Annotated in this window: 12 protein-coding genes; 7 read left to right on the forward strand and 5 right to left on the reverse strand. The window is 65.7% G+C overall.

Annotated features, from left to right (window positions below; translation table 11 throughout):
- Positions 1-122 precede the first annotated feature (122 nt).
- On the reverse strand, positions 123-569 hold the full coding sequence (locus ABQY64_RS04290; RefSeq protein WP_024938332.1) for a DUF721 domain-containing protein: 447 nt from the start codon (positions 567-569) through the stop codon (positions 123-125).
- Between ABQY64_RS04290 and ABQY64_RS04295 the strand changes: the two genes are divergently transcribed.
- From ABQY64_RS04295 to ABQY64_RS04315, 5 genes are all read left to right on the forward strand, one after another.
- Positions 570-1,514: a M23 family metallopeptidase gene (locus ABQY64_RS04295; RefSeq protein WP_039530674.1), complete on the forward strand. Its 945-nt coding sequence runs from the start codon at positions 570-572 to the stop codon at positions 1,512-1,514. It abuts the gene before it with no gap.
- A 155-nt stretch (positions 1,515-1,669) separates the two neighbouring features.
- Positions 1,670-4,408 (forward strand): preprotein translocase subunit SecA, encoded by a 2,739-nt coding sequence (gene secA / locus ABQY64_RS04300; RefSeq protein WP_349780333.1) that lies wholly within the window; start codon positions 1,670-1,672, stop codon positions 4,406-4,408.
- Between the two features lie 450 nt (positions 4,409-4,858).
- On the forward strand, positions 4,859-5,227 hold the full coding sequence (locus ABQY64_RS04305) for a VOC family protein (RefSeq protein ID WP_349780334.1): 369 nt from the start codon (positions 4,859-4,861) through the stop codon (positions 5,225-5,227).
- A 135-nt stretch (positions 5,228-5,362) separates the two neighbouring features.
- A complete protein-coding gene (locus ABQY64_RS04310) occupies positions 5,363-6,310 on the forward strand; it encodes a Nudix family hydrolase (protein WP_349780335.1) in 948 nt (315 codons plus the stop codon).
- 2 nt (positions 6,311-6,312) lie between these two features.
- Positions 6,313-6,825, forward strand: coding sequence for an AAA family ATPase (locus ABQY64_RS04315; protein WP_349780383.1), 513 nt, complete (start codon positions 6,313-6,315; stop codon positions 6,823-6,825).
- 159 nt (positions 6,826-6,984) lie between these two features.
- Here the strand turns inward: ABQY64_RS04315 and ABQY64_RS04320 are convergent, their stop codons facing one another.
- The 3 genes from ABQY64_RS04320 to ABQY64_RS04330 all read right to left on the reverse strand — a co-directional run bounded on the left by ABQY64_RS04320 (position 6,985) and on the right by ABQY64_RS04330 (position 8,820).
- On the reverse strand, positions 6,985-7,656 hold the full coding sequence (locus ABQY64_RS04320; protein ID WP_374151342.1) for a hypothetical protein: 672 nt from the start codon (positions 7,654-7,656) through the stop codon (positions 6,985-6,987).
- A 70-nt stretch (positions 7,657-7,726) separates the two neighbouring features.
- Positions 7,727-8,554 (reverse strand): methylenetetrahydrofolate reductase [NAD(P)H], encoded by an 828-nt coding sequence (metF, locus tag ABQY64_RS04325; RefSeq protein ID WP_024938327.1) that lies wholly within the window; start codon positions 8,552-8,554, stop codon positions 7,727-7,729.
- Positions 8,551-8,820: a hypothetical protein gene (locus ABQY64_RS04330; protein ID WP_349780337.1), complete on the reverse strand. Its 270-nt coding sequence runs from the start codon at positions 8,818-8,820 to the stop codon at positions 8,551-8,553. Before ABQY64_RS04330 ends, metF begins: the two co-directional genes overlap by 4 nt.
- An 87-nt stretch (positions 8,821-8,907) precedes the next feature.
- Here ABQY64_RS04330 and ABQY64_RS04335 point away from each other — a divergent pair, with 87 nt between their 5' ends.
- Positions 8,908-9,885 carry an NAD(P)H-quinone oxidoreductase gene (locus ABQY64_RS04335; protein ID WP_349780338.1) on the forward strand — a complete coding sequence of 326 codons (978 nt, stop codon included), beginning with the start codon at positions 8,908-8,910 and terminating at the stop codon, positions 9,883-9,885.
- A gap of 264 nt (positions 9,886-10,149) precedes the next feature.
- Here ABQY64_RS04335 and ABQY64_RS04340 read toward each other — a convergent pair whose 3' ends face one another.
- Positions 10,150-10,548 carry a VOC family protein gene (locus tag ABQY64_RS04340; protein WP_104627036.1) on the reverse strand — a complete coding sequence of 133 codons (399 nt, stop codon included), beginning with the start codon at positions 10,546-10,548 and terminating at the stop codon, positions 10,150-10,152.
- Between the two features lie 399 nt (positions 10,549-10,947).
- Between ABQY64_RS04340 and ABQY64_RS04345 the strand changes: the two genes are divergently transcribed.
- Complete coding sequence (locus ABQY64_RS04345; protein WP_349780339.1) at positions 10,948-11,883, forward strand: Gfo/Idh/MocA family oxidoreductase; 936 nt, start codon at positions 10,948-10,950, stop codon at positions 11,881-11,883.
- The last annotated feature ends 30 nt before the right edge of the window (positions 11,884-11,913 follow it).

Below are 11,913 nucleotides of genomic sequence, written 5' to 3' on the forward strand. Positions count from 1 at the left end.
ACTTTTATTTAAGACTTCTCTAACTCCTGCGTGGCTGAGGCCCGCTAGGATGCGTCGGGTCGTGCGCGGTCTTCGCAATTCTTTCACGCTGCGGCGGCCGCTTCGCACCATTGGCGCGACGCTCACCGTTTGGTGGGTGGAACGTCCTGCAGGGAGGCCAGCGCATCGCGCAGACCTCTGTGCGTGGCCTCCGAGACGGGGCGCGGACGCTCGCGATTCTGCTGCATTGGGGAATGCAGCGGGGTGGTGGTGGTCTTGATGGTCACTGCGGTGGCCTTCAGTCCGATGGATCGGGCGGCATCCAGTAATTGGGTCTCGGCAAGTCGCAACTTGGCATGCCAGACAGGTGAATCAACCAGAAAAACGAGCTGTTCGTCTCTGACATTGGCCAGCCGGCAACGGGTGGCCAGATGGGGCGGTAACAGGGGGCGCAACTGCCGGTCCAGCGCATCGAGCCACAACGCTCGGCGCAAGGGGTCGCCAGCCTTTTCACCCAACGCGGCCTCGATGGCCGGTTGTGGGACGGAAGGGTTGCGTGCGTTGGACTTGGGCTTGGACATGACACTCATATGGCGTTGAAGAAAGTTGTAATCAAATCTCGCGAAACCCGGGCGCAGCGGTTGGCACGCCAGTTCCAGGGCTTTGCCGCGGATCGACCGATGGTAGTCCTCGGCGCCGTGCTTGGGCTGGGCATGTTGATCGGCGTCGGTGCCAGCACCGCCACCGGCATGGTGACCAATTCCGCGTTGCAGGCCAAGGTTGCCCGGCAGCAGGCCGAACTGGCCCAGGCGCAGCGCGCCTCGCAGGCGCAGGTCAACGCACTGGCCGCGCGCATGGGCGAGCTGCAGGCGCAGGCCACCCGTCTCAATGCATTGGGCGAGCGGCTGACCGAAATGGGCAAGCTGAAGGACGGCGAGTTCGACTTCGACGCCCCGGTCGGCGTCGGTGGCGGCGATGAGCCGGTCAGCGATATGCCGGTCGAGTCGCTCAAGCAGACGCTGGGGCAGGTCGAACAGCAGTTCTCCGCCTCCGGCCAGCAACTGAACGTGCTGGCCGCGCTGATGTTCGATCATCAGCTCGAGCAGAATTCGGTGCCCTCGCGGATGCCGATCCGCAACACCTACATCACCTCCGGCTTCGGCGGCCGCGCCGATCCGTTCGACGGTGGTTCGGCCTTCCACAAGGGCGTGGACTTCCATGCCAACGTGGGCGACCCGGTGATGTCGGTCGCCGACGGCGTGGTCAGCTATGCCGGCGTGCGCGGTGGCTACGGCAACGTGGTGGAAGTGGATCACGGCAACGGCTATGTGACCCGCTACGCGCACAACTCGCGCCTGGTGGTGAAGGTGGGCGACCTGGTTCGCGCCGGCCAGCAGGTGGCCCGGGCCGGATCCAGCGGGCGCTCCACTGGCGCCCACGTGCACTTCGAGGTGTGGGCGGACGGGCGGGTGGTCAATCCGCGCAAGTTCCTGGGCGATACCAACACGCCGGTGGGCCGCCGCGGGCGCGGTTGACGACGGCGCGGGCGGCGCTTGATTCGTGAAGGCCCGCCCCAAGCTACAATAGGGTGTTGCCATCGACAGGGCGCAGTGCGCCCTGTTTCGTTTACGGCGGCCGGGTCTTGGGGACCGGCGTCGGTCAAACCGTTCCTTTTCAACCGGTTTCTTCAATGATCAACAGTCTGCTTACCCGTGTCTTTGGCAGTCGTAACGAACGCCAGCTGCGCCAGCTCAACCGCCTCGTCACCCAGATCAATGCGCTGGAGCCGACGATCGAGAAGCTCTCCGACGCCGAGCTGCAAGCCAAGACCCCGGAGTTCAAGCAGCGACTTGCCGCCGGCGAGTCCCTGGACAAGATTCTTCCCGAAGCCTTTGCGGTGTGCCGCGAGGCCAGCCGCCGCGTGCTCGGCATGCGCCATTACGACGTGCAGCTGATCGGCGGCATGGTGCTGCACCTTGGCAAGATCGCCGAGATGCGCACCGGTGAAGGCAAGACCCTGGTCGCCACGCTGCCGGTGTACCTCAACGCGCTGCAGGGCGAGGGCGTGCATGTGGTCACGGTCAACGACTACCTGGCGCGCCGCGACGCCGCGCAGATGGGCAAGCTGTACAACTGGCTGGGCCTGAGCGTGGGCGTGGTGTATCCGGGCATGCCGCACAGCGACAAGCGCGAGGCCTACGGCAGCGACATCACCTACGGCACCAACAACGAGTTCGGTTTCGATTACCTGCGCGACAACATGGCGCTGTCCAAGGCCGACCGTTACCAGCGCAACCTGCATTACTCGATCGTCGACGAAGTCGACTCGATCCTGATCGACGAGGCGCGTACCCCGCTGATCATCTCCGGCCCGGCCGACGAGTCGCCGGAGCTGTACATCCGCGTCAACCGCATCGTGCCGCAGCTGACCAGGCAGGAAAGCGAAGAGGGCGAGGGCGACTTCTGGATCGACGAGAAGGGCAAGCAGGTGCATCTGTCCGAGGCGGGCATGGGCCACGCCGAAGAACTGCTGATGCAGGCCGGCATCCTTGAAAATGCCGAAGACGGCCTGTATGCCGCGCAGAACCTGAGCGTGGTGCATCACCTCAATGCCGCGCTGCGCGCGCATGCGATCTATCAGCGCGACGTGGACTACATCGTGCGCGATGGCGAGGTGGTGATCGTCGATGAATTCACCGGCCGCACGCTGAGCGGGCGCCGTTGGTCCGACGGCCTGCACCAGGCGGTCGAGGCCAAGGAAGGCGTGCCGGTGCAGCGCGAGAACCAGACGCTGGCCAGCATCACCTTCCAGAACCTGTTCCGCATGTACAAGAAGCTGTCCGGCATGACCGGTACGGCCGACACCGAAGCCTACGAATTCCAGAGTATCTACGGCCTGGAAGTGGTGGTGATCCCGACCAACCGCCCGACCGTGCGCAAGGACCATCCGGACCAGGTGTTCCTCAACCGCAAGGGCAAGTTCAACGCGGTGCTGGCCGACATCGAAGACTGCGCCAAGCGTGGCCAGCCGGTGCTGGTGGGTACCACCTCGATCGAGACCTCGGAGATGCTGTCCGAGCACCTGCGCAAGGCCGGGGTCAAGCACGAAGTGCTCAACGCCAAGCAGCACGAGCGCGAAGCCACCATCGTGGCCAACGCCGGCCAGCCAGGCGCGGTGACCATCGCCACCAACATGGCCGGCCGCGGTACCGACATCGTGCTGGGCGGTTCGCTGGAAACCGAGCTGCATGCCATGGGCGACGATATCAGCGACGAGCAGCGCCTTGCGGCCAAGATCGAATGGCAGCGTCGTCACGATGCGGTCAAGGCGGCCGGCGGCCTGCACATCATCGGTACCGAGCGGCACGAATCGCGTCGTATCGACAATCAGCTGCGCGGCCGTGCCGGTCGTCAGGGCGACCCGGGTTCGTCGCGCTTCTATCTGTCGCTGGAAGACAACCTGATGCGCATCTTTGCCTCGGACTGGGTCCAGAAGGCGATGCGCATGATGGGCATGAAGGAAGACGACGTCATCGAAGATCGCCTGGTCAGCCGGCAGATCGAAAAGGCGCAGCGCAAGGTGGAAGCGCACAACTTCGACATCCGCAAGAACCTGCTGGACTTCGACGACGTCAACAACGACCAGCGCAAGGTGATCTACGCCCAGCGCGACGAATTGCTGGATGCCGAATCGGTCAAGGACAACGTCGACGGCATCCGTGGCGATGTGATCTACGACCTGGTCGCACGCTTCGTGCCGCCCAACTCTGTCGATGAGCAGTGGGACCTGAAGGGTCTGGAAGCCACGCTGGAATCGGAGCTGGGCATGCCGCTGGCGCTGAGCGAGATGGCACGCACGCAGGAAGAACTGGACGCCGAGCAGATTGCGGCCAAGGTGCAGGCAGCGGTGGATGCGCACTTTGCCGAGAAGGAAGCGGCGGTGGGCAACGACACCATGCGCGCATTGGAAAAGCACGTGATGCTGACCGTGCTCGACCAGGGCTGGAAGGAGCATCTGGCCAAGATGGATTATCTGCGCCAGGGCATCTATCTGCGCGGGTATGCGCAGAAGCAGCCCAAGCAGGAATACAAGAAGGAAGCCTTCGAGCTGTTCTCGGAGATGCTGGAGAACGTCAAGCGCGAAGTGATCAACCTGCTGGCGCGCGTGCGCATCCGCAGCGAAGAGGAAGTGGCCGAGCTGGAAGAGCAGGAGCGTCTGCAGGCGCAGGCGCGCTTGATGGCCTCGCAGTTCCAGCATCAGGACGCCGGCGGCTACGGTGCCGACGAGGAAGTGGAACAGATGCAGGGCGGCAACGCCCCGGTGCCGGTGTCGCAGGTAACCCGCGACGAGCCCAAGGTGGGCCGTAACGATCCGTGCCCCTGCGGCAGTGGCAAGAAGTACAAGCACTGCCACGGTCAACTCAGCTGAGCTGAGTTGACCGTGGTGCAGCCCGCTTGGCGGGCTGCACACCAGGCGTCCGCGTAGCGGACGCCTGGTGCACGGTTCTTGCTTCCGATCCCCGCGCCTTTGGCGCGCCCCCTTACCAGGGGGGCTCTGCTTACGGATGGGATCCTGAGGGGGTCTTGAAGCAGGAAAGGGGATATCGCAGACCGGGTACGAGGCCACGCTCAGGTTTCGCCGCCTTTGGCCAATTCCCTGCGAAGGCATGGCTTGCATCGTTGCCAGGCAACGACGGGACACCAACCGCATAGACGCTGGAAGCGTCCGGCGAGCTGTCTTGCGGCGGGCCTCGGCACGGCAGGTCCGTCACACGCTGTCCATCTCTCGCGGCGCCAACGGCGCCTTCCGCATGCAGGCGTCTCCGCCGGTGCCACTGCGGGGCGTATGCTCGATCCACATCCTGCGTGGAGTGCGGTCATGGCGCTGCTGTCCAGCCAGCAATTGAAGGTGTTCGTGCCTGCGCGCGACTACGCGGTGTCGCAGCGGTTCTATCGCGCGCTGGGGTTCGTGCAGGAGGACGAGGTAGGCAATGTGACCTGCTTCCGGCATGGCGCGCATTGCGCATTCCTGCTGCAGAATTTCTATCTGCGCGAACTGGCCGAGAACCTGATGCTGCACCTGTGGGTGGACGATGCCGACAGCTGGTGGCAGCACGTGCACGACACCGGCCTGGGCACGCAGTTCGGGGTGAGCTGCAGCGCGCTGGAAGATCGGCCGTGGGGCGCACGCGATTTCACCTTGCACGATCCCAGCGGCGTGCTCTGGCGCATCGGCCATCCACTGTAGGCCGGGATTGGAGATTGGGGATTCGGGATTGGCAGAAGCACACGTGCTGCGCTTTGACCAATCTCGAATCCCCAATCCCCAATCCCCGCCCTCAAGCGATTGCACTGAACGGCTCACTCGCGGCACTCTTGTGCCATGCCTGATTCTCTAAGATCCATCCACGTCGTTGCCGGCGTGATCACCGACGCCCGCGGCCGCATCCTGCTGACCCGCCGTACCGAAACCCGCGACATGCCCGGCCTGTGGGAGTTTCCGGGTGGCAAGCGCGAACCTGGCGAAACCTCCGAACAGGCATTGGTGCGCGAACTCAACGAAGAGCTCGGTATCGAGGCGCAGGTCGGCGAGTGGCTGATGGACGTGCCGCAGTTGTATCCGGACAAGCGGCTGCGCCTGGAAGTGCGCCACATCACCGCATGGAAAGGCAGTCCGCGCGGCCGCGAAGGTCAGGCGATGACCTGGGTGGCCGCCGACAAGCTGACCCGTTATTCGATGCCGCCGGCCGATGTGCCGGTGGTCGGTGTGCTGCGCCAGCCCGACCGCTATCTGATCACGCCTGAGCCGGACGATGACGTGCTGTGGCTGGAAGGTCTGGAGCGTGCGCTGCAGGACGGCATCACGCGCATCCAGTTGCGTGCGCGGCAGGCCGAACCGGCGCGCTGGCAGGCCATGCTGCAGCAGGTGATGCGCCTGCGCGGCCGTGCGCGCGCGCAACTGCTGCTCAACCGCGACATCGCACTGGCCAGCGAACTCGGCATCGGCGTGCATCTGGGTTCGGAGCAACTGGCCAGCCTGCAGCAGCGCCCGTTGCCGGCCGAGCAGCCGGTCGCCGCTTCCTGTCACGGGCTGGAAGACCTGCGCCACGCCCAGCGTCTTGGCTGCGATTTTGCGGTGCTGGGCCCGGTGCAGGCGACCGCGTCGCATCCGGGGGCGACACCCTTGGGATGGGATGGGTTCGAACGCTTGCGCGAGCAGGTCTCCTTGCCGATCTACGCACTCGGTGGCATGCAGGTCGACGACCTGCGCGAAGCCCGTTCGCATGGCGCGCAAGGCATCGCGGCGATTCGCGCGCTTTGGCCGCAGTGACCCTGCAGTCAGCGATCCTGGTGGTGTTCGGTGGATTGCCGGGCGTCGGCAAGAGTTCCATTGCCCGGGCGCTACTGACGCAATGCACTGCGTTTTATTTGCGTATCGATACGATCGAGCAGTCACTACGCGAAAGTGGTGCGCTCGCCAACTACGTCGGAGCAGCCGGCTACATGACCGCCTACGCACTTGCCCAGGCCAATCTGCAACTGGGTCACGTGGTGGTCGCCGATTGCGTGAACCCGTTGCCGGTCACCCGTGAAGCGTGGCGCGATGTAGCTCGTCGCACACGGAGCCGTTTGCTGGAGATCGAGGTAGTGTGCAGCGATCGCAACGTGCATCGGCAGCGCGTGGAATCGCGGCAAAGCGACGTGGTCGGATTGCGCGTGCCGGATTGGGCCTCGGTGCTCGCGCATGACTACGTGGCCTGGACCGAGCCGCACTGGGTGATCGACAGCGCCGTGCTGAGCCCGCAGCAGGCGGCCACGCAGATCATGGGCCGGCTTGTCGCATAGCCTGCAAGCGTCACCTATGAGGCATGAGGTTCGGGGTCTCTGAGCCGATACGCTCACTGCCTCGCAGCCCACACCACCATCGTCACCATCACCGATTGCCGGGGCAATGCGCCGTCGCATGCACTTGGCCGCTGCAATCCGCTCACGCCGGGCGCTGCGCTAAAACGTCACCCAGAAGCAGTTGTACTGCCGGCGCAGCCGCAACACGCTGCTTGCTGGCGCACCGCTGGCGAGGTTCTGTTCCAAACGCAGGCCCCAGGGGCGCGGGCGGCTTGGCGGTGCCGGGAGTGGGGCGTCGATGGCGCTGCCGTCCAGGGATGGAACCTCTGCCGTGCCGGCATCGGCTTCCCAGGTCGGCGGATCGCGTTGCGGGTACATCGGCACGATGTCCAGCAATGGGCGTTGCACGATCGCCTCCAGCCGGCTCAGCACCTGATTGGCGGCGGCGTCGGACTGGCCGCTCCACAGGTAGAGGCTGGAGAGCCGATTGACGTCGCGGCTGTCCACCGCCAGTTGCAGCAACGACACCAGTTCGCTCAGCCGGCGCGGGCAGCCGTAGCGATACAGGCCGGTGTTGCCCTGCGTGCGCGGGGCCGGCGGCGGGCGCGCCGCGGCGCCGACATCTTCGCAGCGGCGGTCGGTGAACATGGTCTGCCCGTCCGCTGTCACGCAGCGACGGATCTCCTGCGCCTGCACGCGCGTGGCCGGGCACAGGCAGAACAACAGCAGTAACGGCAGCAGGAGGCGAGGCATCGGCGCAGCGTAACGGGCCGTGCGTGAGCCGGCGAGCAACACGCCGGGACCGTGGCAGCTTGCACGGCGTTTGCGCATCACGCGTGCGTTTGCCGATGACGTGCCCGCACAGATACGCCCGCTGAGGGCATGGCTTTGACCGGCCTGCTCAGCGCCCGAGTAGCTGCAGCACCTGCGTGGTCGGCTTGGCCAGGTTGAGCGTGTAGAAGTGCAGGGCAGGCGCGCCACCGGCGATCAGGCGCTCGCACACGGTGGCGACCACTTCCGCACCGAAGGCGCGCACCGCATCGGCATCGTCGCCGTAGGACTGCATCTTCTTGCTGATCCAGCGCGGAATTTCTGCACCGCACTGCTCGGAAAAGCGCCGCAGCTGCGAGAAATTGGAGATCGGCATGATGCCGGGGATGATCGGGATCTCCACGCCCATGCGCTGCACGGCGTCGCGGAAATGAAAGTACGCGTCGGCGTTGTAGAAATACTGGGTGATCGCGGCATCTGCGCCGGCATCCACCTTGGCCTTGAAGTAACGCAGATCACTGAGCGCATCGGTCGCCTGCGGATGGGTCTCCGGATACGCACCGACCTCGATCCGGAACGCATCGCCGTGCTCGGCGCGGATGAAGGCGATCAGGTCCGAGGCGTAACGCAGGTCGCCCGGATGGCCCATGCCCGAAGGCAGGTCGCCGCGCAGCGCGACGATGCGGGTACAGCCGATTGCGCGATACAGCTTGAGCAGCTCGCGGATCTCCTGGCGGCTGCCGCCGACGCAGGACAGATGCGGGGCGGCTTCGAAACCGTGCTTCTGCTTGAGGTGACGCACCGTCTCGGAGGTGTAGCTGAGCGTGGAGCCGCCGGCACCGAAGGTGCATGACACGTATTCCGGCGCGTAGCCCTTCAACCTGGCCGCCGTGCGGTCCAGCTGGGCGCGCTGGTCGTCGGTCTTGGGCGGGTAGAACTCGAAACTGAGATGCGTCATCGCGGCGGGTCCGGCGGATCGTGCCAGCATAATATCGCTTCATCGCGATGAATGCATATTTGGTTGCGGGTGTCCTGCATTACCTCGCGTGCTGTCAGCGGAATGACGGCGCGATCTGCGGGGACCTGCAGGCGCTTGCCGCGCGGCGGCGAGCGAAGCCTCGCATCGACTAGGTGAACCGCTTCTGTTGCAGCACTGGTTTCACGCGTGATGCCGGCCATCGCGTCGTTGCTTGCCGAGGATTGGTGTAGATAGGGTTTCGCCACGCCTGCGTGCTATGTCGCGACCCGGCTTGCGCCGGGCGTTGACGCAGGCAGCTCTACACTGGGCGCACTTTCTACGGAGTGCTGCGCATGAGCGATACCACGATGACTGCAATCGCCATCCGCGATGGCAAGGGCGATGCGGATGCACTGTACGCCTGCGAGCAGCCGCGCCCGCGTCCCGCGCCGGGGCAGGTGCTGATCCGCGTGCATGCGGCCGGGATCAATCGTCCCGATCTGTTGCAGCGTGCCGGCCACTATCCGCCGCCGCCCGGCGCGCCGCAGACGCTCGGGCTGGAAATCGCCGGCGAGATCGTGGAGCCGGCCGGTCGCTGGAAGGTCGGCGATCGGGTGTGTGCACTGCTGGGCGGTGGCGGTTACGCACAGTACGCAGCGGTCGACGCGCGGCATGTGCTGCCGATTCCGCCGGGCATGGATCTGGCGCATGCCGCGGCGCTGCCGGAAACCATCTTTACCGCGTACACCAACCTGTTCGAGCATGGCCGGCTGGCGGCCGGGGAATGGCTGCTGCTGCACGGCGCCACGTCCGGGATCGGTGTGACTGCGATCCAGATGGCCAAGGCCGCCGGTGCGCATGTGCTGGCGACTGCGCGTTCGGCGGGCAAGGCGGCGCAGGCGCGCGAACTGGGCGCCGATGTGGCGATCGATTCCACCACCGAATCGTTTGTCGACGTGGCCAAGGCGCACGGCGGGGTGGATGTGTCGTTGGATATGGTGGGCGCTGCGGTATTCGCCGATACCCTGGAGGCGCTCAACCCGCGCGGGCGCATCGTCTACATCGCCTCGCAGGCCGGCTCGAACATCGAGGTGCCGATCCCGCTGCTGATGCGCAAGCAGGCCATCCTCACCGGCTCGACGCTGCGCCCGCGCAGTGCCGACGAAAAGGCGCGCCTGGCCGCGGAAGTGGAGCGCGTGGTGTGGCCGTGGATCGCGCAGGGCAAGCTGCGCGTGCTGCTCGACAAGCGCTTCCCGCTCAACGAAGCGGCTGCAGCGCACCGCTATCTGGAGCAGGGCAGCCACCTGGGCAAGGTCGTGCTGGAGATGTGAGCGCATGTGGCCACCTGTCTGTCCTGCGAACTCAGGTCAGACAGGTGGCGACGCGGAAGTTTCTGGGCGTGGCATTGCTGGCATCCACCATGGCGGTGCGCAGCGCGGGCATCGCGTGCGCGGAGACGTGGATCTGCCGGCCTCTGCCCGGTTGCCAGTGGTCAGCGCCAGTGCGCCGATGGCGCAGGAGCGCATTCTGCAGATCAGTCTCGTGCTCAAGCCTCGCACAGATGCAGCCGCGCAACTGTAGACAAGCGCCCGCGCTCAGACCGTCGTTTTGACCACCGCTTCGAGGTGGTGCCCGTCGGGATCGATGACAAACGCAGCGTAGTAATCGTCGCCGTAGTCCGGCCGCAGGCCGGGCGCGCCGTTGCAGCTGCCGCCGTGCTGCAGCGCGGCCAGATGGAAGGCATCGACCGCCGCCGCATCGCTGGCGGCGAACGCCAGATGGAAGCCGGCCCCCGGCGCGCATTGCGCAGCCTGGCGCTGCTTCAACGCCAGGCTGTCATCGCCGCCAGGCCGACCGTAACCGACCGCCTGATCGAGCGTGCCCGGCTCCAGGTCGGACCACACCCGCACATAACCGAGTGCGGCAAGTACGGCGTCGTAGAAGGCGGCCGACGCCTCGATCGTGCGGACGCCCAGAGAAAGGTGATGCAACATCGGTGTGATCCTTCAAGGGGGGCAGTAGATCCGCGTGCCGGCGGCGATCGTGGTCCATGCCCGCCCACGCGTCAATTGACGTGTCGGCAGGATTGGCCGGGCCGCGTGCGCTTTCTGATCCTGAGATACGCCGTCTTCAGCTGGTTGCGATAGGCCGGCTGACACATTAGCAGTGGTGCCGCCATAACAACGTAGCGATGGCTGCCTTTGCACGGCCATCGGGCGGCGCAGGTATAGCAAAACAAGCAGGAGCGATGTCTCGCAGCGAACCGCAGCCTGACCTTACACTGCGCCGTTGCGTGCGCTGCTGCATCGCGCCGCTGCCGCAGTGTCCGTGCATGCGCCTGAATCGGGCGATCGCGCGGGTCCCGCCACGTCACTATCAGCCCGAAGGTTTCGATGAAGCATCCAGACGCATTGCGCATTGCCCTTGTCGGCATCGGCAAGATCGCCCGTGACCAGCACGTGCCCACCATCGCCGCGCGTGCCGATGTGCAGCTGGTGGCCACCGTGAGCCGGCATGGCACGGTCGATGGAGTGCCGGCCTATCACAGCCTGGAAGAGGCCTTCGCGGCGCATCCGCAGATTGAAGCGGTGGCGCTGTGCACGCCACCGGTCGGGCGGCACGCGCAGGCACAGGCCGCGCTGGCCGCAGGGCGCCATGTGTTCCTGGAAAAACCCCCGGCCGCCACCCTGGCCGAAATCGACGATCTGCGCGCGTTGGCGCAGCGTGCGCAACGCAGCCTGTTCACCAGCTGGCATTCGCGCTGCGCCGCTGCCGTGGAGCCTGCGCGGGCGTGGCTGGCCGACAAGCAGATCCTGCGCGCGCACATCACCTGGAAGGAAGACATTCGCCATTGGCACCCGGGCCAGGACTGGATCCTGGAGCCGGGCGGCATGGGCGTGTTCGACCCCGGCATCAATGCGCTGTCCATCGTCACGCATCTGTTGCCGCGCCCCTTCGCGCTGCGCGAAGCGGAGCTGCACACGCCGGAAAATCGCCAGGCACCGCTGTACGCCAGGCTTGGCTTTGTCGATACCGCAGGGGTGCAGGTAACGGCGGAACTGGATTTTCTGCAGACCGGCCATCAGCGCTGGGATATTGAAGTGGACACCACCGATGGCCTGCTCATGCTCAGTGAGGGCGGTGCCAGGCTCAGTATCGATGGCCAGCCGCAGCCAGTGGAAGCTGCCGGCGAGTACGACGGCTTGTACCGGCGTTTCGTGCAGCTGGTGCGCGCCGGCGAATCGGAGGTGGATGTCACCCCGTTCGTGCATGTGGCCGATGCGTTCATGCTCGGCGCGCGCAAGGTCACCGCGCCATTTGCCTGGTAGCCGGTCGCACCATCCAACGTGTTGCAGCAT

Origin of the sequence: Xanthomonas sp. WHRI 7065 (genome assembly GCF_040203115.2) — a bacterium.
Taxonomy (GTDB): domain Bacteria; phylum Pseudomonadota; class Gammaproteobacteria; order Xanthomonadales; family Xanthomonadaceae; genus Xanthomonas; species Xanthomonas arboricola.

What these genes read in the sequence shown, in the direction of transcription:
- ABQY64_RS04290 (WP_024938332.1), bottom strand. Translation starts at nt 569, where the DNA reads ATGAGTGTCATGTCCAAGCCCAAGTCCAACGCACGCAACCCTTCCGTC.
- ABQY64_RS04295 (WP_039530674.1), top strand. Translation starts at nt 570, where the DNA reads ATGGCGTTGAAGAAAGTTGTAATCAAATCTCGCGAAACCCGGGCGCAG.
- secA (WP_349780333.1), top strand. Translation starts at nt 1,670, where the DNA reads ATGATCAACAGTCTGCTTACCCGTGTCTTTGGCAGTCGTAACGAACGC.
- ABQY64_RS04305 (WP_349780334.1), top strand. Translation starts at nt 4,859, where the DNA reads ATGGCGCTGCTGTCCAGCCAGCAATTGAAGGTGTTCGTGCCTGCGCGC.
- ABQY64_RS04310 (WP_349780335.1), top strand. Translation starts at nt 5,363, where the DNA reads ATGCCTGATTCTCTAAGATCCATCCACGTCGTTGCCGGCGTGATCACC.
- ABQY64_RS04320 (WP_374151342.1), bottom strand. Translation starts at nt 7,656, where the DNA reads ATGCGCAAACGCCGTGCAAGCTGCCACGGTCCCGGCGTGTTGCTCGCC.
- metF (WP_024938327.1), bottom strand. Translation starts at nt 8,554, where the DNA reads ATGACGCATCTCAGTTTCGAGTTCTACCCGCCCAAGACCGACGACCAG.
- ABQY64_RS04335 (WP_349780338.1), top strand. Translation starts at nt 8,908, where the DNA reads ATGAGCGATACCACGATGACTGCAATCGCCATCCGCGATGGCAAGGGC.
- ABQY64_RS04340 (WP_104627036.1), bottom strand. Translation starts at nt 10,548, where the DNA reads ATGTTGCATCACCTTTCTCTGGGCGTCCGCACGATCGAGGCGTCGGCC.
- ABQY64_RS04345 (WP_349780339.1), top strand. Translation starts at nt 10,948, where the DNA reads ATGAAGCATCCAGACGCATTGCGCATTGCCCTTGTCGGCATCGGCAAG.